Origin of the sequence: Klebsiella sp. GG_Kp173 (assembly GCF_040062415.1) — a bacterium.
Classification (GTDB): Bacteria; Pseudomonadota; Gammaproteobacteria; order Enterobacterales; family Enterobacteriaceae; genus Klebsiella; species Klebsiella quasipneumoniae.
Map to the genome: position 1 here is coordinate 40,571 of NZ_JBEAFZ010000021.1, position 18,693 is coordinate 59,263.

An 18,693-nucleotide genomic window follows, 5' to 3' on the forward strand; every position below is an offset into this window, starting at 1 on the left:
ATTCATGGAACACTGTACACGGAAATGGTTGCCTGCCCAATTGAGAGGATTTCATGTTGCCGACGGGCAGCGAAGCGCTGTTACATCATGCGACAACTCGCGGGGATTGGCAGTAGAATGGCGGGCGCTGAATCCGCTACAGTAGATAGGGATCACCTTCACCGGAAACCGGTTTATCCATTGAGGACAGGCTATGCAACATGACATTCTGAATACCGAAGTGACGACCATTGATGGCGAGAAAACCACCCTGGCATCCTTTGCCGGCAAGGTACTGCTGATCGTCAATGTGGCCTCCAAATGCGGCCTGACGCCGCAGTACGAGCAACTGGAGGACCTGCAAAAGCAGTTTGCCGGCGAGGGCTTCAGCGTCCTGGGCTTCCCCTGCAACCAGTTCCTCGGCCAGGAGCCGGGCAGTGAAGAAGAGATTAAGACCTTCTGCAGCACCACCTACGGCGTCACCTTCCCGCTGTTCAGCAAGATTGACGTCAACGGCGAACATCGCGCGCCGCTCTATCAAAAGCTGGTTGCCGCCGCGCCGAAGGCGGTGGCCCCGGAAGGCAGCGGTTTTTATGAGCGGATGGCCAGCAAGGGCCGGGCGCCGCTGTACGTGGACGACATTCTGTGGAATTTCGAAAAATTCCTCGTCGATCGCCAGGGCAACGTCATTCAGCGCTTCTCTCCGGACATGACGCCGGACGATCCGCAGCTGGTGGCGGCGATTAAAGGAGCGCTGGCGAAATAATGTCGTTTCTGATGCAGCTACAGGATGTAGAAGCGGCGGGGCGTTTGGCCCCGTTTTCTGCGGCCTTTCGCGCCGGGGAGATCGTCCACCTGGTGGGGCCTAACGGCGCAGGGAAGAGCACGCTGCTGGCTCGCATGGCGGGACTGTCCGACGGCCCCGGTACGATTCATTTTAACGGACGACGGCTTGACGAGTGGCCGGCGACGGAGCTGGCGCGCCGTCGCGGATATCTGTGTCAACACCAGACCCCGCCGTTCGCCATGCCGGTGTGGCACTACCTGGCGCTGCATATGCAGCAGCAGGGTGATAGCGCCCGTCTGAGCGATATCGCGGCCCGGCTTGGTCTGGACAATAAGCTGGGCCGTCCGGTCAATCAGCTGTCGGGCGGCGAGTGGCAGCGCGTGCGGCTGGCGGCAGTGATCCTGCAGATCGATCCCTTAAGCAACCCCGTGGGTCAACTGCTGCTGCTGGATGAGCCGATGAACAGTCTGGATGTGGCCCAGCAGGCGGCGCTGGATCGGCTGTTACGCGAGCTAAGCGCGACGGGAATTGCGGTGGTGATGAGCAGTCACGATCTCAACCACACTTTGCGCCATGCCGGACAGAGCTGGCTGCTCTGCCAGGGGGAAGCCATCGCCTGCGGGGAGACCGCCGAGGTGCTGAATGAGGAAAATTTAACCGCCGCCTATGCGATCCCGTTCCAGCGCGTGGAGGTGGCCGGTCATATTATGCTCATCGCGTCACAGTAGCACGCAGTTATCTTGTCACTATATTGATAAACAAGCTAAATTATTGCGATAAAGAGACTAGGGACAGAGGGATCATCTGAAATGCGCTTCTGGTTCATGTTGGCGGCGGCGTTAATTTTAGCCGGCTGCAGCAGCCATCGGGCACCGCCGCCGAATCCTCGGCTGGCTGACTCCATTACGGTGGTGGCGAATCTGAACGAGCAGCTGCGCAGCTGGCGCGGCGCACCGTATCGCTACGGCGGCATGACGCCGCGCGGCGTCGACTGCTCCGGCTTTGTGGTGCGCACGTTTCGCGATAAATTTGCCCTCCAGTTGCCGCGCGAAACCCGCGAGCAGGCGGAAATCGGTACCCGGATTGATAAGCGCGATCTGCTGCCTGGCGATCTGGTGTTCTTCAAAACCGGCTCAGGCGAAAGCGGCCTGCACGTCGGCATCTACGATACCGATAACCAGTTCATACATGCCTCCACCAGTCAGGGCGTCACCCGTTCCTCGCTGGATAACGTCTACTGGAACAAAAAGTTCTGGCAGGCGCGGCGTATCTGACGTCATTCAGCGGCCTGAGGGAAGCGAGCGCTTCCCTTTTTTATGCCGATAACCCTGCACTCCGCCCGTGTTAATCCGCTGTTCCAGGCACTACACTGGAGAGAGGAGGAACCATGACCCTTTCTTTTACCACCCACTGGCGGGATGAACTGCCGGACTTTTACACTTCCCTGTCACCAACGCCGCTGGATAACGCCCGACTCATCTGGCGCAACGCCCCGCTGGCGCAACAGCTGGGCGTCCCTGACGCGCTGTTTGCGCCTGAAAACGGGGCCGGCGTCTGGGGCGGGGAAGCGCTGCTCCCGGGCATGTCGCCGCTGGCGCAGGTATACAGCGGCCATCAGTTTGGCGCCTGGGCCGGCCAGCTGGGCGACGGCCGCGGGATCCTGCTCGGCGAGCAGCAGCTGGCGGATGGCCGTCGTTACGACTGGCATCTGAAAGGCGCCGGCCTGACCCCCTATTCGCGGATGGGAGACGGCCGCGCCGTGCTGCGCTCGACGATCCGGGAGAGTCTGGCGTCAGAGGCGATGCACGCCCTGGGGATCCCGACGACGCGCGCCCTGGCGATGGTGACCAGCGATACGCCGGTCTACCGCGAGCGCGTGGAGCCTGGCGCGATGCTGATGCGGGTGGCCGAGAGCCATGTCCGCTTTGGCCATTTCGAACATTTTTACTATCGCCGCGAGCCGCAGAAGGTCCAGCAGCTGGCCGACTATGTCATTCGCCACCACTGGCCGCAGCTGCAGGATGAGGCGGACAAGTACCTGTTATGGTTCCGTGACGTTGTCACGCGTACCGCGCAGACCATCGCCAGCTGGCAAACCGTGGGCTTTGCCCATGGGGTGATGAATACCGACAACATGTCGATTCTCGGTTTGACCATCGACTACGGCCCGTATGGCTTCCTTGACGATTTTCAGCCGGACTTCATCTGCAACCACTCCGACTATCAGGGGCGCTACAGTTTTGAAAACCAGCCGGCGGTGGGGCTGTGGAATCTGCAGCGTCTGGCCCAGACGCTGTCGCCGTTTATCAGCGCCGAAGCGCTGAATGCGACGCTGGATGAGTATCAGCACGCCTTGCTGACCGCCTATGGCCAGCGGATGCGCGACAAGCTTGGCCTGTTCAGCCAGCAGAAAGGGGATAACGACCTGCTCGACGGTCTGTTTGCCCTGATGATCCGCGAGAGAAGCGACTATACCCGAACGTTCCGCCTGCTGAGCCACAGCGAACAGCTCTGCGCCGCCTCGCCGCTGCGCGACGAGTTTATCGACCGTGCGGCTTTCGACAGCTGGTTCGCCGGATATCGCGCGCGGCTGCGTGATGAACAGGTGGGGGATGCCCAGCGCCAGCAGCGGATGCAGGGCGTCAACCCGGCGCTGGTATTACGTAACTGGCTGGCGCAGCGGGCGATCGAGCAGGCTGAGGCTGGCGATATGGGGGAGCTGGAGCGTCTGCATGCCGCGCTGGCCGATCCCTTCACCGATCGCGAGGACGACTACGTCCGCCGGCCGCCGGACTGGGGGAAACGTCTGGAAGTCAGCTGCTCGAGCTAACTCGCCTCGCCCCGCGCACCGCGGGGCGATTATTTGGTCAGGATCAACTTCCCGGCGTGGGTCTGGCGCAGCAGATAGCGCTGGCCGCCATGCTCAATGACTACCCGTCCTTCGCTGCCTAACAGAACCCGACTGCTGATCTGTCTGTCCGTCGCCACGGGATAGGGGGCATTGTCTTTTGGTTTTTCAGCTGTGGCAGTGTTATCCATACGCGTCATAGCTCTCAAAATAAAAATCAAAGCAACAATGATAATCATTATCAATAATGTTGTTTTTGACAGCAAGCGTTATTTCTCGTGTTACCGAATTTGGTAGGGAATGTCAGAAGGGGTTCGCCCACCGCATGCGCGGCGGGCGGAGCGGTCACAGACGGGTGGCCGTGGCGGCCGCCAGCTCACTCAATAAACGTTCGCTGTCTTCCCAGCTCAGGCAGGGATCGGTGATCGACTGGCCCCAGGCCAGCGGCTGGCCGGGAACCACTTTCTGGGTCCCTTCCTGCAGGAAGCTCTCCGCCATAATGCCGGCGATGGCGGTAGAGCCCGCGCGAATTTGCTGACAGATATCGGCGCACACCTCCAGCTGACGGCGATGCTGCTTCTGGCAGTTGCCATGGCTGAAGTCGACCACCAGCTGCTCCGGCAGATCGAATTCCCGCAGCGCCTCGCCGGCGGCGGCGATGTCCTCGGCGTGATAGTTCGGCCGTTTGCCGCCGCGCATAATGATATGCCCGAACGGGTTGCCGCTGGTCTGGTAAATCGTCATCTGCCCCTGCTTGTCCGGGGAGAGGAACATATGGCTGGCGCGGGAGGCGCGGATGGCGTCCACAGCGATGCGCGTATTGCCGTCGGTGCCGTTTTTAAACCCGACCGGGCAGGAGAGCGCCGAAGCCATTTCACGGTGGATCTGACTTTCAGTGGTGCGCGCCCCGATGGCTCCCCAGCTGATGAGATCGGCGATAAACTGACCGGTCACCATATCGAGAAACTCGGTGGCCGTCGGCACCCCCAGCTCATTGACCTGCAGCAGCAGGCGCCGTGCCAGCTCAATCCCGTGGTTGACCCGGTAGCTGCCGTTGAGGTCCGGATCGGAGATTAAGCCTTTCCAGCCCACCACGGTACGGGGTTTTTCAAAGTAGGTGCGCATCACGATCTCCAGCTGCGGCTGGTAGCGCTCGCGCATGGTCTGCAGGCGGCGGGCATACTCCATCGCCGCGTCGGTGTCGTGAATGGAGCAGGGGCCGATAATCACCAGCAGGCGGCGGTCTTCGCCGTTGAGGATTTTTTCAATTCGGCGACGGGAGGCCGAGACGTGGGCGGCCACGTCGGCCGTAACGGGATGGCGCTGGGCCAGCTCCGCGGGCGTTACCAGGCTTTCAATGCGCGCGGTACGCAATTCGTCTGTTTTATTCATTGGGGTCTCAAAAATCTGTTTCTTCGCCAGCGAAAATGCCGGGAAGTGATGCGCATCACGATAAACCAATCCCTGCTTATTGCAAGAGCAGGGCATGATCCTGTATAGGCCACGGGTGATAGCATAAACAAATTTTTAATAATGTACTAGTGTATTAGTACATCCTGCGATTCAGCCCCATGATGTCCATGATTTTTGTCGCTATTTCCTCAACGGAATAGTTGGTGCTGTTCAGGCAGGGGATTTTATTCTTGCGATACAGCGCCTCCACTTCGGTCACTTCCATCCGACACTGGCGCAGCGAGGCGTAGCGGCTGTTCTCCCGGCGCTCCTCGCGGATCGCCGCCAGACGCTCCGGATTGATGGTCAGGCCGAACATCTTATGCTGCAGGGGTTTCAGCGAGGCCGGCAGAACCAGATTGTCCATATCGTCGGCGATAAACGGATAGTTGGCGGCGCGAATGCCGTACTGCATGGCGAGGTACAGACTGGTGGGCGTCTTGCCGCAGCGCGACACGCCGAGGAGGATCACCTGCGCCTGGTCAAGGTTGCGCAGCGAGATGCCATCGTCATGGGCGAGGGTGTAATCGATGGCGGCGATACGCGCATCGTATTTGATCAGGTTGCCGGGGTTCAGGCCGTGGGTGCGGTGCGCCACCGGGGTCGGGTCGAGGTTGAGCTCCTGCTGCAGCGGGGCCACCAGCGCCTGAACGATATCCTGACAAAAGCCCTCGCTTTGCAGAATGATATCGCGGATCTCCGGAATGACGATGGAATAGAACACCAGCGGGCGGATGCCCGTTTGCTGATAAATGGCGTCGATCTGCTCTTTCACCGCCCGCGCGCGGCTGATATTTTCCACAAACGGCAGGGTCACGCTGCTGATGGCGACCGGGAATTGCGACATGACGGCATGTCCCAGCACCTCCGCCGTAATGGCGGTACCGTCAGAAATATAAAATACGTGGCGATCTACAGCACTTTCCATTTTGACCATCCGGTATAATGAGTTTAATTGCCTGAAAGCGGATATTAAATTTAAGCATATCCCTGTTTGATTTGTCTCTTGTTAAAATTGAAACGCTATTTTTGTTTTTTATGAAAAGGGTGGTTCATTTTCTTTTTTTTGCCGTTATTTCCAGCGTTTCTCGTCATAATTCCTAAAAATCATCAAGTTATCTATATCAGAGGAACAGTCCGAAAAAAGAAAAAATAATTTGCTTGAACGATTCACCGTTTTTTTCAGCACCATAAATATGTCAGGATAATCTTGCAGTCGATCGTGAAATTTTTTTCACTGGTATTAAATCACAAAAGGATTGTCTCGATGTCCAACAATGGCTCGTCACCGCTGGTGCTTTGGTATAACCAACTCGGCATGAATGATGTAGACAGAGTTGGGGGCAAAAATGCCTCCCTTGGTGAAATGATTACGAATCTGTCCGGTATGGGTGTTTCCGTACCTAACGGGTTTGCCACCACCGCTGATGCTTTCAACCAGTTCCTGGACCAAAGCGGTGTTAACCAGCGCATCTATGCGCTGCTGGATGAAACCGACATTGACGACGTTTCCGCATTAGCGAAAGCGGGCGCGCAGATCCGACAGTGGATCATCGATACCCCCTTCCAGAGCGAACTGGAAAACGCGATTCGCGATGCTTATGACCTGCTGTCCGCCGATGACGCCGAGGCCTCATTCGCCGTGCGCTCTTCCGCCACCGCGGAAGATATGCCGGACGCCTCCTTCGCCGGGCAGCAAGAGACATTCCTCAACGTGCAGGGCTTTGACGCCGTGCTCGTTGCCGTGAAGCACGTATTTGCTTCACTGTTTAACGATCGCGCGATCTCCTATCGCGTGCATCAGGGTTACGATCATCGCGGCGTGGCGCTCTCCGCCGGGGTGCAGAGGATGGTCCGCTCCGATCTGGCCTCCTCCGGCGTCATGTTCTCCATCGATACCGAATCCGGCTTTGACCAGGTGGTGTTTATCACCTCGGCGTGGGGTCTGGGCGAGATGGTAGTGCAGGGCGCGGTGAACCCGGACGAATTCTACGTCCACAAACCGACGCTGGCCGCTGGACGCCCGGCGATCGTGCGCCGCACCATGGGCTCGAAAAAGATCCGCATGGTTTACGCGCCGACCCAGGAGCACGGCAAGCAGGTGCGTATCGAAGATGTGCCGCAGGCGCAGCGCGATATCTTCTCGTTAACCAACGAGGAGGTGCAGGAGCTGGCGAAGCAGGCGGTGCAGATCGAGAAGCACTACGGCCGTCCGATGGATATCGAGTGGGCGAAAGATGGCCACACCGGTAAGCTGTTTATCGTCCAGGCGCGTCCGGAAACCGTGCGTTCCCGCGGCCAGGTGATGGAGCGTTATACCCTCCACGCTCAGGGGCAGATCATCGCCGAAGGGCGCGCCATCGGCCATCGCATTGGCGCCGGTCCGGTGAAGGTGATCCACGATATCAGCGAGATGAACCGCATTGAGCCGGGCGACGTGCTGGTTACCGATATGACCGACCCGGACTGGGAACCGATCATGAAGAAAGCCTCGGCGATCGTCACCAACCGCGGCGGCCGTACCTGCCACGCGGCGATCATCGCCCGTGAGCTGGGTATTCCGGCGGTGGTCGGCTGCGGCGATGCCACCGATCGCATTCAGGAAAACCAGAATGTGACCGTCTCCTGCGCCGAAGGCGATACCGGCTATGTCTACGCCGAGCTGCTCGACTTCAGCGTCAAGAGCTCCAGCGTCGGCGACATGCCGGATCTGCCGCTGAAGGTGATGATGAACGTCGGCAACCCGGATCGCGCCTTCGACTTCGCCTGCCTGCCGAACGAAGGCGTGGGTCTGGCGCGGCTGGAGTTTATCATCAACCGCATGATTGGCGTGCACCCGCGCGCGCTGCTGGAGTTTGACGACCAGGAGCCGGGCCTGCAGAACGAAATTCGCGAGCTGATGAAAGGCTACGATTCGCCGAGAGAGTTCTACGTTGGCCGCCTGACCGAAGGGATCGCCACCCTCGGTGCCGCTTTCTATCCGAAACGGGTGATCGTGCGTCTGTCGGACTTCAAGTCGAACGAATACGCCAACCTGGTAGGTGGCGAGCGCTATGAGCCGGAAGAAGAGAACCCGATGCTCGGCTTCCGCGGTGCCGGACGCTACGTTTCCGAAAGCTTCCGCGACTGCTTCGCGCTGGAATGTGAAGCCATGAAGCGCGTGCGTAACGACATGGGGCTGACCAACGTTGAAGTGATGGTGCCGTTCGTCCGTACCGTTGCCCAGGCGAAAGCGGTGGTCGAAGAGCTGGAGCGTCAGGGGCTGAAGCGCGGCGAGAACGGGCTGAAGATCATTATGATGTGCGAGATCCCGTCGAACGCATTGCTGGCGGAGCAGTTCCTCGAATACTTCGACGGCTTCTCCATCGGTTCTAACGACATGACCCAGCTGGCGCTCGGTCTGGACCGCGACTCCGGCGTGGTCTCTGAGCTGTTTGATGAACGCAACGACGCGGTGAAAGCCCTGCTGTCGATGGCGATCCGCGCCGCGAAGCAGCAGGGTAAATACGTCGGCATCTGCGGCCAGGGGCCGTCTGACCATGAAGATTTTGCCGCCTGGCTGATGGAGGAGGGGATCGATAGCCTGTCCCTCAACCCGGACACCGTGGTGCAAACCTGGTTAGGTCTGGCGGAACTGAATAAATAAGTTCGCCCTGACAACACCGATCCCCGGCAGCGATGCCGGGGATTTTTTTTGCCTGTGTCAGAGCGCCAGGTGTCGTGAGCGCAGGACAAAAAAAAGCCCATCGTGGGAGATGGGCAAAGACTACACACAGCAATTCGTTGTTTCACTCAGGGGATTTCCATGCTTATAAATCAAGGTGTTGATTTATAACCGTGAGCTAATAGTAGGCAGCGGGGCCTTTGCCGTCGATCAGATTCCTCTCAATAGTTAAATTGTTGTGAAGGTCCGGGAGGTGAAACGCGGGTGAGGGGCCTACAAGTCTGGCGTTGAGCCGGCGATCAATAAATTTTGCTTAACAATTGTGCTGGCGGGGAAACAGGCGGGTCTCCCCGCCTGACAATGCATTACTTGCGCCCGGCCTCCAGCTCGCTGAGCTCTTCGAGTACGACGTCGGGGTCTTTCGGCGGCGGCGGCACTTCGTGCACCCAGGCGTCATACAGGCGCCAGGAGACGGCCAGCAGCACCGGACCGATAAACAGACCGATCATGCCGAAGGCGATCAGGCCGCCAATGACGCCGGTAAGAATGAGGATCATCGGCAGGTCGGCGCCCATGCGGATAAGCACCGGGCGGATTACGTTGTCCATGGTGCCGACCACGCAGCTCCACACCAGCAGCACGGTGCCCCAGGTGGTGTCCCCGCTCCAGTAAAGCCAGATAATCGACGGCACCAGAACCAGCAAAGGCCCGAGCTGGACCAGACAGGTAAAGATCATCACCACGGTCAGCAGAGCGGCGTAGGGCACGCCGGAGATGGCAAGGCCGATACCGCCCAGCACCGCCTGGGTGAGGGCTGTCACCACCACGCCCAGCGCCACGGCGCGCACGGCCTGGCCGGCCAGCAGCACGGCGGCGTCACCGCGTTTAGCCGCCAGGCGCGTGGCGAAATAGCGGAAACCGTAGGCCACCTGCTCACCGCGCCAGTAGAGCAACGCGCTGAACAGCAGCATCAAACCGCAGTAGACCAGAAGCTTGCCGATGTGCGCCGCCTGACCGACAAACCAGCTGGTAGTGGTGCCAATATAGGGGCGAACCTTGGCCATAATCGCCGAGCCGCCCATATCCAGCAGGCCATGCCAGGCGGAGTAGATCTTATCGCCCACCAGCGGCACGCTGTTGAGCCAGGCGAAATCCGGCAGCGTCACATTTCCGCTGCTGATGAGTTTGATCAGCGGAACGCTGTTATCCACCAGGCTGTTGACCAGCAGAGCGATAGGAATAACGAATAGCAAAAACAGCAGCAGGGTCATCGCCAGCACCGCCAGCATCCGTTTGCCGAACAGCACACGCTGCAGACGCAGCAGCACCGGCCAGGTGGCGATCACCACGGTGCCGGCCCAGGCGAAGGACAGAATAAACGGCTGCACAACCCACAGGCAGGATATGATAATCAGGGCCAGGAACAGCACCGACAGCAGTATTTGCGGTATGTCCCGAGGCTGATGGGGGTTAATCATAGATAAATTTTACCTTTCCAGTCGCGCCAAAAAGCTGGCGCCGCGTAAATCCATGTACTGATAATAATATCAATAATTTTGCCGGGCTGATTTTGCACAGAAAACACGTGGGCGCATATGAAAAAAATGTGATAAAAAGTTGAATGCGCTACGCAAACGTTTAGTTAGCACCAACACAATATTTTCAAACACAACATAGTCAGGCAGGGTCAAGTGTGATGATCCCACAAATTTCTCAGGCGCCAGGGGTAGTTCAGCTGGTGCTGAATTTTTTGCAGGTACTGGAGCAACAGGGTTTTACCGGCGATACCGCCACCAGCTATGCCGACAGGCTGACGATGGCCACCGACAACAGCGTCTATCAGCTGCTGCCGGATGCGGTCCTTTTTCCACGTTCCACGGCAGACGTCGCGCTACTGGCGCGCGTCGCCGCCGAACCACGCTTTAAATCGCTGATCTTCACCCCGCGCGGCGGCGGCACCGGCACTAACGGCCAGGCGCTGAACGGCGGAATTATCGTCGATATGTCCCGCTATATGAACCGCATTATCGAAATCAACCCCGAAGAGGGTTGGGTGCGCGTTGAAGCCGGAGTCATCAAAGATCAGCTGAATCAGTTTCTCAAGCCCTATGGCTATTTCTTTTCCCCGGAGCTCTCCACCAGCAACCGCGCTACCCTGGGCGGGATGATTAACACCGACGCGTCCGGACAGGGATCGCTGGTGTACGGTAAGACGTCGGATCACGTGCTTGGCCTGCGGGCGGTGCTGATGGGCGGTGATATCCTCGATACCCAGGCGGTGCCGGTGGCGCTGGCGGAGACGCTGGGCAATACGCCCTCGACGATCGGCAGGATCTACAACACGGTCTACCAGCGCTGCAAGGCGCAGCGCGAGCTGATCATGGATAAGTTTCCCAAACTCAACCGCTTCCTCACCGGATACGATCTGCGCCACGTCTTTAACGATGAGATGAGCGAGTTCGACCTGACCCGAATTTTAACCGGTTCGGAAGGGACGCTGGCGTTTATTACCGAAGCGCGGCTGGATATTACCCGCCTGCCGAAGGTGCGCCGGCTGGTCAACGTCAAATATGACTCCTTTGACTCTGCGCTGCGTAATGCACCCTTTATGGTGGAAGCCAAGGCCCTGTCGGTGGAGACCGTCGACTCTAAGGTCCTCAATCTGGCGCGCGAGGATATCGTCTGGCACTCGGTGAACGAACTGATCACCGACGTACCGGATAAAGAGATGCTCGGGCTGAATATCGTCGAATTCGCCGGGGATGACGCGGCGCTGATTGACCAGCAGGTCACCACCCTGTGCCAGCGGCTGGACGAGCTGATGGCCCGCAGCGAGGCGGGAGTCATCGGCTGGCAGGTTTGTCACGATCTTGATGGCGTGGAGCGCATCTATGCCATGCGCAAGAAGGCGGTAGGCCTGTTGGGTAATGCCAAAGGTGCCGCCAAGCCGATCCCCTTTGCCGAGGATACCTGCGTCCCGCCCGAACACCTGGCGGATTATATCGTCGAGTTCCGCGCGCTGCTCGACAGCCACGGCCTGAGCTACGGCATGTTTGGCCACGTCGACGCCGGGGTGCTGCATGTGCGCCCGGCGCTGGACATGTGCGATCCGCAGCAGGAGGTGCTGATGAAGCAGATCTCCGACGATGTGGTGGCGCTGACGGCGAAGTATGGCGGCCTGCTGTGGGGGGAACATGGCAAAGGCTTTCGCGCGGAGTACAGCCCGGCCTTCTTTGGCGAGGCGCTGTACGGCGAACTTAGGAAGATCAAAGCGGTCTTCGATCCCGATAACCGCCTGAACCCAGGGAAAATCTGTCCTCCGGAAGGGGTCGACGCGCCGATGATGAAAGTCGACGCGGTGAAGCGTGGCACCTGGGATCGGCAGATCCCCATCGCGGTGCGCAGCAGCTGGCGCGGGGCGATGGAGTGTAATGGCAACGGGTTGTGCTTCAACTTTGACGTAAAAAGTCCGATGTGTCCGTCGATGAAAGTCAGCAACCAGCGCATCCACTCGCCGAAAGGGCGGGCGACGCTGGTCCGCGAATGGCTGCGTCTGCTAGCGGATCGCGGCGTCGATCCCAATCAGCTGGAGAAGGCGCTGCCGGAGCAGGGCGTTAGCCTGCGTTCGCTGGTGGCGCGCACCCGTAACAGCTGGCATGCGCGCAAAGGGGAATATGACTTCTCGCACGAGGTCAAAGAGGCGATGTCCGGCTGTCTGGCCTGTAAAGCCTGTTCGACCCAGTGCCCGATCAAAATCGATGTCCCGGAGTTCCGCTCGCGCTTCCTGCAGCTGTATCACAGCCGCTATCTGCGCCCGGTGCGGGATCATCTGGTGGCGTCGGTGGAGTCCTATGCGCCGCTGATGGCCCAGGCGCCGAAGACCTTTAACTTCTTCATTAACCAGCCGTGGCTGAAAAAGCTGTCGGAGAAGCATATCGGGATGGTCGATCTGCCGCTGCTCTCGGCGCCGTCGCTGAAGCAGCAGATGGCCGGCCACCGCTCCGCCAATATGACCCTTGAGCAGCTCGAAGCGCTGAGCGACGAGCAGAAGGCGAAGATGGTGCTGGTGGTGCAGGATCCCTTCACCAGCTATTACGACGCTCAGGTGGTGGCTGACTTTATCCGTCTGGTCGAGGCCTTAGGCTATCAGCCGGTGCTCCTGCCGTTCTCGCCGAACGGCAAGGCGCAGCATATTAAAGGATTCCTGACCCGCTTCGCGCGCACCGCGCAGAAAACGGCAGACTTCCTTAACCGCGTGGCGCAGCTGGGGATGCCGCTGGTCGGCGTCGATCCGGCGCTGGTGCTTTGCTACCGCGATGAATATAAGCAAACGCTCGGCGACAAGCGCGGCGATTTCCAGGTCATGCTGGTGCATGAGTGGTTGCCGAAGGCCCTGCCGACCGACGCCCGTCCCGATCTCGGCGGCGAGCCCTGGTACCTGTTCGGTCATTGTACGGAAGTGACCGCGCTGCCGGCGGCGACAAAGCAGTGGGCAGAGATTTTTGCCCACTTCGGCGCGAAGCTGGAAAACGTCAGCGTTGGGTGCTGCGGGATGGCAGGCACCTATGGTCATGAAGTGAAAAACCATGCCAACTCGCTGGCCATTTACGCGCTCTCCTGGCAGCAGGCGATGCAGCGGCTACCGCGTAACCGCTGTCTGGTGACGGGCTACTCCTGCCGCAGCCAGGTGAAGCGCATTGAAGGCAGCGGCGTTCGCCACCCGCTGCAGGCGTTACTGGAGATAATCGGATGATTTGGAAACGTCAGACCACGCTGGAGCAGCTCAACCGGCTCGGTGAGGGAAACATGGTAGGGCTGTTGGATATTCGCTTTGAGACGTTTACCGACGATACGCTGGAGGCCACCATGCCGGTGGATGGCCGCACCCAGCAGCCGTTTGGTCTGCTGCACGGCGGGGCGTCGGTGGTGCTGGCGGAGACGCTGGGGTCGGTAGCGGGTTATCTGTGCAGCGAAGGCGAACAGAAGGTGGTGGGGCTGGAGGTTAACGCCAACCACATCCGTTCAGCGCGTGGGGGCCGGGTGCGGGGCGTGTGCAAAGCGCTGCACGTCGGGACTCGCCATCAGGTCTGGCAAATTGAAATCTTCGACGAACAGTCGCGATTGTGCTGTTCATCGCGGCTAACCACCGCGGTAATATAAACCGTAAGGGGGAGGCGAATAGCCTCCCTTTTTTCAAGGTAATAAGCGGCACAGGGCCTGGCAGCGCGAGAGATGGCGTGAGAACACTACCGCGCAGCGGCAAGAAATTATCTAATAAATAGATTATTACCGATCCAATCTCGTTATATATGCTACTCTTTTCAATACGAAATGCATAAAGGTAACAAGAGGACGGTTAACCATGGGTATTCTTTCCTGGATCATTTTTGGACTTATTGCCGGTATTTTAGCCAAGTGGATTATGCCGGGGAAAGACGGCGGCGGGTTTATTGTAACCATTATTCTGGGGATCATCGGCGCCGTGGTCGGCGGCTGGATCAGTACCTTCTTTGGTTTTGGCAAAGTCGACGGGTTTAATTTCGGCAGCTTCGTGGTGGCGGTAATCGGTGCGCTGGTTGTGCTGTTTATCTACCGTAAAGTGCGCAGCTAATTCTCTGCATTCTGTTTTATTCAAGTTAACAAAAGCTGCCGCGATAAGCGGCAGCTTTTTTATTATCGCAGGACTCAGGCAGCGTGCCCACGCCAGGGCTATTGCCCGTCGGCATCCTCCGCAACCGGCACCACCTCAACGTGAACTTCGTAGTGCTTCGCCTGACCGGTCGGGATCAGGGCGGTTAGTTTGTTAATGGTTTCCGCCGGCGTATCGGTCGCGACCGTTGCTGAAAACAGCACCGGCTTGCGCGGCGGAAACGGTGGCGGGAACGGCGGCAGGGGACCATGACTCATCTCCAGCGGAGGACGGCCGCCGTTGTCGACAGCGGGCGTCGGAGCGTCGGTTTTATCAGCCGCAAAAGCGCTGGCGGCGCCCACGGCAGCAATAGCGAACAGCGCAAAGAGAGCTTTTTTCATCTGGTTTTCCTCGATAAGCAAGTGCATAAAGAGTAGAGGGCGGCGGCAGGCGGGACAATGCCGTGCAGCGCGAATCCTCTGAATCTCCTTTATTCCTCGCGAATGTGAAGGTCAGATGAGAGTGGGTGTCATTGTGTTCGGGAGCCTCTCAATTCAGCAGCACGCTCATAATCAGCAGCACGGCCATGCACATCGACATAATACTGATATCAACAATCATTCTTTACGACAAAAGCTCCAGCAAACGGGTACGGCGGCCAGGTCACAGCACGTATTATAGTGGTTAAAGATTGTACCCTGCATGCATTCTCTGGACAAACGATTATTAGCCTGGCGTTGCCTGAACTGCCGCCCCTGACCATGGCGTCATGATGATACCGCGAACCGCACCTTGCCCTTAGCGGAGCAACATGAGGATAGCTCATGTTGCAATGAATTTAAGTCGCTTTCCCTCCATCACCGACTCTGGCAAAAATAGACCCATTAACGAATCAACAACATTTACCGGTTGAAGCGCGCCAGGTCTGACTCTGCGCCGCCTGTGGAGAGTACTCCGCTTATTCCGCTTTATGCCCGACACCAGGATGGACAATCGCCATGAATAACGAATTTACCTATACGATTAAGCGCAGCCGGTTTGATGAAAATTATAACCCTGCGGAAAATACGCGTATTACCACCAATTTTGCCAATTTGGCGAGAGGGGAGAGCCGTCAGGACAATCTGCGCAATACGTTAATCATGATGAATAACCGGTTTAATACCCTGGCGCACTGGGATAATCCCTACAACGATCGCTATGCGGTGGAACTGGATATTATTTCTGTCGAGATGAATATTGCTGATGCCGCCAGTTTTCCGGTGATAGAGATCCTGCAAACGCATATTGTCGATAAAAAAACCGGTGAGCGCCATGCCGGTATCGTCGGCAATAACTTCTCTTCCTGGGTACGGGATTATGATTTTAGCGTGCTGCTGCTGGAGCATAATAAAGACCAGAGCCGCTTCAGCGTGCCCGAAAAGTTTGGCGAGCTGCACGGCAATATCTTTAAGGATTTCGTGCAATCCAGCGCCTATAAGACCAGCTTTAGCAAGGCGCCGGTGATTTGTCTGAGCGTATCCAGCAAAGATGTTTATCGTCGCACCGGTAACGAACATCCGGTTCTCGGCATTGAATATGCCCAGGAAGGCGTCTCGCTGACCGAGCGCTATTTCAGCAAAATGGGGCTGCAGGTGCGCTATTTTATGCCGAAACACAGCGTCGCGCCGTTGGCCTTCTATTTTTCCGGCGATCTGCTCAGCGATTACACCAGCCTGGAGCTGATCGCGACCATCAGCACGATGGAGACGTTTCAAAAAATATATCGTCCGGAGATTTACAACGCGAATTCCGCGGCGGGGCAATACTATCAGCCCAATCTCAATCACCTGGATCATTCCGTCACCAAAATTGTGTATGACCGGGAAGAGCGCAGCCTGTTGGCGATAGAGCAGGGTAAATTTACACAACAACATTTTATCGACCCGCACAAGACGTTGCTTGAGCAATGGTCTGCTAACTTCGCGCGTTGCTAAACCAATATAAAAGGCTACTTATTATGAAAACATGGCTTCCGACCTCCACCGCTGGCAGTTTACCGAAACCTTCCTGGCTGGCGCAGCCAGAGACCCTGTGGTCGCCCTGGAAACTGTCCAGCGAAGAATTACTGGCCGGCAAGCGCGACGCCCTGCGTTTGTCCCTCGACGACCAGCTGCGGGCCGGGATCGATATTGTCAGCGACGGCGAGCAAACGCGGCAGCACTTTGTCACCACCTTTATTGAACACCTCAGCGGCGTTGATTTTGCCAAACGCGAGATCGTGAAAATTCGTAACCGCTATGAGGCCAGTGTTCCAACCGTGGTGGGCGCCGTGGAGCGCCAGAAACCGGTCTTCGTTGAGGACGCGCGCTATCTGCGTCAGCTCACCAGTCAGCCGATTAAATGGGCGTTACCGGGCCCCATGACCATGATCGACACGCTGTATGACAATCACTATAAAAGCCGGGAAAAGCTGGCCTGGGAGTTCGCCAAAATCCTCAATCAGGAAGCGAAAGAGTTAGAGGCCGCCGGGGTCGATATTATTCAGTTCGATGAGCCGGCCTTCAACGTCTTCTTCGATGAGGTGAACGACTGGGGGATCGCCGCGCTGGAACGAGCCACTGAAGGGCTGAAGTGCGAGACGGCAGTGCATATCTGCTACGGCTACGGCATCAAGGCCAATACCGACTGGAAAAAAACGCTGGGCTCAGAGTGGCGTCAGTATGAGGAGGCCTTCCCACAGCTGCAGAAATCGTCCCTCGATATTATCTCTCTCGAGTGCCACAACTCGCGGGTGCCGATGGATCTGCTGGAGTTGATCCGCGGTAAAAAGGTGATGGTCGGGGCGATCGATGTCGCCAGCCATGCGATTGAAACTCCGGAAGAGGTGGCTGCTACCCTGCGCAAGGCGCTGGCGTTCGTCGATGCCGACAAGCTCTACCCCTCCACCAACTGCGGTATGGCGCCGCTGCCGCGCCAGGTCGCGACCGGCAAACTGCACGCCTTAAGCGCCGGTGCCGAGATCGTTCGCCGCGAGCTGGCGGTAAAATAAGGCGGACTGGCTTTCGTGCGCTTCTCCCGGTTAACCTCCTGAGCGGGCCGTTACCCGCTCAGCGTCAGGTTGCCGCCAGCGGGCGGCAGATCGCCCGCAGGGCGACGGCACTGCACAACGGAAACAGCGCCAGCAGAAGCCAGGGATAGACCGCCTGCGGCGAGGGGGTGAGCGCCTGGTCAAGCAAATGGCCGAGCAGCAAATTCCCGGCTAACACCGCGCACCCACCCGCAGTGGCGAGCGCCCCGTAGTGGGCGCCCAGCGTCGACTCCTCGGCAAACAGCGGGATCAGATCCTTGGCTGAGGGCACCAGCAGCATCTGGCCGAGGGTGAGCAGTGTGACAAAGCAGGCCGACGGCAATAATCGCAGCCAGCCGGCGGCGGGCGGCGAGGCGGCGAATAACGCCACGCTGACGAAGGAAGCCGACAGCAGCAGAAAGCCCACCGGCAGAATGCGCACGGCGCCAATACGACGGGCGAAGCGGGCGAGAGGAAGCTGTAGGGTAATAATCAACAGCGAGGCCAGCATAAAAAGCGGCGCCAGATCCTGCTCACGGCCGCCTGCGCGTTGGATCTCCACCGGCAGGGCGAGATACAGCTGGTTGTAGCTCAACAGCCATGAACTGTAAGCAATAATAAACGCGACAAAGCGCGGCTGGCGCAAAGGGGTCCACCACGGAACCCGGCTGCGCGTTTGGGGCCTCTGCCCGTCGGCGGGCAGACAGAAAAAGAGCACCAGCAGCGCCAGAAGAAATATCCCCGCGCCGGCGAGGGCGATATGCCTAAAGCCGATCCCGCTCAGTAACCCTCCGGCCACCGGGCCGATAACCGCTCCCAGCTCACCGCACACCGCAAACAGCGCAAACCACTCTGCGCGGCTGCGTTTTCCGTTGGCCTGGCTGTGGGTCCCGGTTCGCGCCAGCAGGGCCTCGATCGACGGGGAAAACAGCGCCCCGCCGACGCCCGTCAGGCAGGCGCCGAGGATAATCGGCTCCAGCGTTGTGCCGCACGCCAGCAGCAGATAGCCGGCGACGCGAACCACGCAGCCGGCGAGGATGATCGCCTTAGCACCATATCGGTCGGCCAGCGTCCCGCCGATGATAAACATGCCCTGCTGAGAGAAGGTGCGCAGCCCGAGGATCAGGCCGATAAGCCCGCCGGAAAGCAGCATCTCGTCGCGCAGGAAGAGGGCAAGGAAAGGGACGACCGCATAAAAGCCAATATTAAAAACGAACTGGCTTCCCAGTAAAACGGGAGGCCAGAGCGTCGCGGCAGGGCGCAGGGGGAAGAGAGGCATACTCGC

Annotated in this window: 17 protein-coding genes and 1 other RNA gene; 10 read left to right on the top strand and 8 right to left on the bottom strand. The window is 58.5% G+C overall.

The annotated features are described in order from the left end of the window. The first annotated feature begins 193 nt into the window (after positions 1–193). The 4 genes from ABLU50_RS11525 (at position 194) to selO (ending at position 3,596) form a co-directional block, all read left to right on the top strand. Complete coding sequence (locus tag ABLU50_RS11525) at positions 194–745, top strand: glutathione peroxidase (RefSeq protein ID WP_004203124.1); 552 nt, start codon at positions 194–196, stop codon at positions 743–745. Next, positions 745–1,494, top strand: a complete 750-nt coding sequence (gene btuD / locus ABLU50_RS11530) for a vitamin B12 ABC transporter ATP-binding protein BtuD (protein WP_049116533.1) — start codon at positions 745–747, stop codon at positions 1,492–1,494. The genes ABLU50_RS11525 and btuD overlap by 1 nt, the downstream gene beginning before the upstream one ends. Positions 1,495–1,575: 81 nt before the next feature. Continuing rightward, positions 1,576–2,040: an NlpC/P60 family protein gene (locus ABLU50_RS11535; RefSeq protein ID WP_002909082.1), complete on the top strand. Its 465-nt coding sequence runs from the start codon at positions 1,576–1,578 to the stop codon at positions 2,038–2,040. A gap of 113 nt (positions 2,041–2,153) precedes the next feature. Next, positions 2,154–3,596, top strand: coding sequence for a protein adenylyltransferase SelO (gene selO, locus ABLU50_RS11540; RefSeq protein WP_106479197.1), 1,443 nt, complete (start codon positions 2,154–2,156; stop codon positions 3,594–3,596). Between the two features lie 29 nt (positions 3,597–3,625). Here selO and hemP read toward each other — a convergent pair whose 3' ends face one another. The 4 genes from hemP to ABLU50_RS11560 all read right to left on the bottom strand — a co-directional run bounded on the left by hemP (position 3,626) and on the right by ABLU50_RS11560 (position 6,258). After that, a complete protein-coding gene (gene hemP, locus ABLU50_RS11545) occupies positions 3,626–3,805 on the bottom strand; it encodes a hemin uptake protein HemP (RefSeq protein WP_023290103.1) in 180 nt (59 codons plus the stop codon). A 154-nt stretch (positions 3,806–3,959) separates the two neighbouring features. Beyond that, entirely contained in the window at positions 3,960–5,006 is a 1,047-nt protein-coding gene (aroH, locus tag ABLU50_RS11550) for a 3-deoxy-7-phosphoheptulonate synthase AroH (RefSeq protein WP_004203118.1), read from the bottom strand. 154 nt (positions 5,007–5,160) lie between these two features. Continuing rightward, positions 5,161–5,994, bottom strand: a complete 834-nt coding sequence (locus tag ABLU50_RS11555) for a pyruvate, water dikinase regulatory protein (RefSeq protein WP_002909061.1) — start codon at positions 5,992–5,994, stop codon at positions 5,161–5,163. Between the two features lie 144 nt (positions 5,995–6,138). After that, complete coding sequence (locus ABLU50_RS11560; protein ID WP_004203117.1) at positions 6,139–6,258, bottom strand: hypothetical protein; 120 nt, start codon at positions 6,256–6,258, stop codon at positions 6,139–6,141. 75 nt (positions 6,259–6,333) lie between these two features. Here ABLU50_RS11560 and ppsA point away from each other — a divergent pair, with 75 nt between their 5' ends. Beyond that, positions 6,334–8,712: a phosphoenolpyruvate synthase gene (ppsA, locus tag ABLU50_RS11565; protein ID WP_004203115.1), complete on the top strand. Its 2,379-nt coding sequence runs from the start codon at positions 6,334–6,336 to the stop codon at positions 8,710–8,712. An 85-nt stretch (positions 8,713–8,797) separates the two neighbouring features. On the opposite strand, the gene rprA is transcribed toward ppsA, so the two are convergent. Then, an RNA gene (gene rprA / locus ABLU50_RS11570) (antisense sRNA RprA) lies at positions 8,798–8,905 on the bottom strand. Positions 8,906–9,095: 190 nt separating this feature from the next. Beyond that, positions 9,096–10,208: an AI-2E family transporter YdiK gene (gene ydiK / locus ABLU50_RS11575; protein ID WP_087832287.1), complete on the bottom strand. Its 1,113-nt coding sequence runs from the start codon at positions 10,206–10,208 to the stop codon at positions 9,096–9,098. A gap of 218 nt (positions 10,209–10,426) precedes the next feature. Here ydiK and ABLU50_RS11580 point away from each other — a divergent pair, with 218 nt between their 5' ends. The 3 genes from ABLU50_RS11580 (at position 10,427) to ABLU50_RS11590 (ending at position 14,341) form a co-directional block, all read left to right on the top strand. Continuing rightward, on the top strand, positions 10,427–13,483 hold the full coding sequence (locus ABLU50_RS11580) for an FAD-binding and (Fe-S)-binding domain-containing protein (RefSeq protein WP_032456259.1): 3,057 nt from the start codon (positions 10,427–10,429) through the stop codon (positions 13,481–13,483). Further along, a complete protein-coding gene (menI, locus tag ABLU50_RS11585; protein ID WP_004203111.1) occupies positions 13,480–13,890 on the top strand; it encodes a 1,4-dihydroxy-2-naphthoyl-CoA hydrolase in 411 nt (136 codons plus the stop codon). The genes ABLU50_RS11580 and menI overlap by 4 nt, the downstream gene beginning before the upstream one ends. Positions 13,891–14,092: 202 nt before the next feature. After that, complete coding sequence (locus tag ABLU50_RS11590; protein ID WP_004203110.1) at positions 14,093–14,341, top strand: GlsB/YeaQ/YmgE family stress response membrane protein; 249 nt, start codon at positions 14,093–14,095, stop codon at positions 14,339–14,341. A gap of 98 nt (positions 14,342–14,439) precedes the next feature. Here the strand turns inward: ABLU50_RS11590 and ABLU50_RS11595 are convergent, their stop codons facing one another. Beyond that, positions 14,440–14,760, bottom strand: a complete 321-nt coding sequence (locus ABLU50_RS11595) for a hypothetical protein (protein ID WP_087832286.1) — start codon at positions 14,758–14,760, stop codon at positions 14,440–14,442. A 597-nt stretch (positions 14,761–15,357) separates the two neighbouring features. Between ABLU50_RS11595 and ABLU50_RS11600 the strand changes: the two genes are divergently transcribed. Continuing rightward, a complete protein-coding gene (locus tag ABLU50_RS11600) occupies positions 15,358–16,335 on the top strand; it encodes a DUF1852 domain-containing protein (protein WP_087832285.1) in 978 nt (325 codons plus the stop codon). A 23-nt stretch (positions 16,336–16,358) separates the two neighbouring features. After that, on the top strand, positions 16,359–17,390 hold the full coding sequence (locus tag ABLU50_RS11605) for a methionine synthase (RefSeq protein ID WP_004203106.1): 1,032 nt from the start codon (positions 16,359–16,361) through the stop codon (positions 17,388–17,390). 64 nt (positions 17,391–17,454) lie between these two features. On the opposite strand, the gene ABLU50_RS11610 is transcribed toward ABLU50_RS11605, so the two are convergent. Further along, entirely contained in the window at positions 17,455–18,687 is a 1,233-nt protein-coding gene (locus ABLU50_RS11610; RefSeq protein WP_060656019.1) for an MFS transporter, read from the bottom strand. Positions 18,688–18,693 lie beyond the last annotated feature (6 nt).

What these genes read in the sequence shown, in the direction of transcription:
- ABLU50_RS11525 (WP_004203124.1), top strand. Translation starts at nt 194, where the DNA reads ATGCAACATGACATTCTGAATACCGAAGTGACGACCATTGATGGCGAG.
- btuD (WP_049116533.1), top strand. Translation starts at nt 745, where the DNA reads ATGTCGTTTCTGATGCAGCTACAGGATGTAGAAGCGGCGGGGCGTTTG.
- ABLU50_RS11535 (WP_002909082.1), top strand. Translation starts at nt 1,576, where the DNA reads ATGCGCTTCTGGTTCATGTTGGCGGCGGCGTTAATTTTAGCCGGCTGC.
- selO (WP_106479197.1), top strand. Translation starts at nt 2,154, where the DNA reads ATGACCCTTTCTTTTACCACCCACTGGCGGGATGAACTGCCGGACTTT.
- hemP (WP_023290103.1), bottom strand. Translation starts at nt 3,805, where the DNA reads ATGGATAACACTGCCACAGCTGAAAAACCAAAAGACAATGCCCCCTAT.
- aroH (WP_004203118.1), bottom strand. Translation starts at nt 5,006, where the DNA reads ATGAATAAAACAGACGAATTGCGTACCGCGCGCATTGAAAGCCTGGTA.
- ABLU50_RS11555 (WP_002909061.1), bottom strand. Translation starts at nt 5,994, where the DNA reads ATGGAAAGTGCTGTAGATCGCCACGTATTTTATATTTCTGACGGTACC.
- ABLU50_RS11560 (WP_004203117.1), bottom strand. Translation starts at nt 6,258, where the DNA reads ATGGTGCTGAAAAAAACGGTGAATCGTTCAAGCAAATTATTTTTTCTT.
- ppsA (WP_004203115.1), top strand. Translation starts at nt 6,334, where the DNA reads ATGTCCAACAATGGCTCGTCACCGCTGGTGCTTTGGTATAACCAACTC.
- ydiK (WP_087832287.1), bottom strand. Translation starts at nt 10,208, where the DNA reads ATGATTAACCCCCATCAGCCTCGGGACATACCGCAAATACTGCTGTCG.
- ABLU50_RS11580 (WP_032456259.1), top strand. Translation starts at nt 10,427, where the DNA reads ATGATCCCACAAATTTCTCAGGCGCCAGGGGTAGTTCAGCTGGTGCTG.
- menI (WP_004203111.1), top strand. Translation starts at nt 13,480, where the DNA reads ATGATTTGGAAACGTCAGACCACGCTGGAGCAGCTCAACCGGCTCGGT.
- ABLU50_RS11590 (WP_004203110.1), top strand. Translation starts at nt 14,093, where the DNA reads ATGGGTATTCTTTCCTGGATCATTTTTGGACTTATTGCCGGTATTTTA.
- ABLU50_RS11595 (WP_087832286.1), bottom strand. Translation starts at nt 14,760, where the DNA reads ATGAAAAAAGCTCTCTTTGCGCTGTTCGCTATTGCTGCCGTGGGCGCC.
- ABLU50_RS11600 (WP_087832285.1), top strand. Translation starts at nt 15,358, where the DNA reads ATGAATAACGAATTTACCTATACGATTAAGCGCAGCCGGTTTGATGAA.
- ABLU50_RS11605 (WP_004203106.1), top strand. Translation starts at nt 16,359, where the DNA reads ATGAAAACATGGCTTCCGACCTCCACCGCTGGCAGTTTACCGAAACCT.
- ABLU50_RS11610 (WP_060656019.1), bottom strand. Translation starts at nt 18,687, where the DNA reads ATGCCTCTCTTCCCCCTGCGCCCTGCCGCGACGCTCTGGCCTCCCGTT.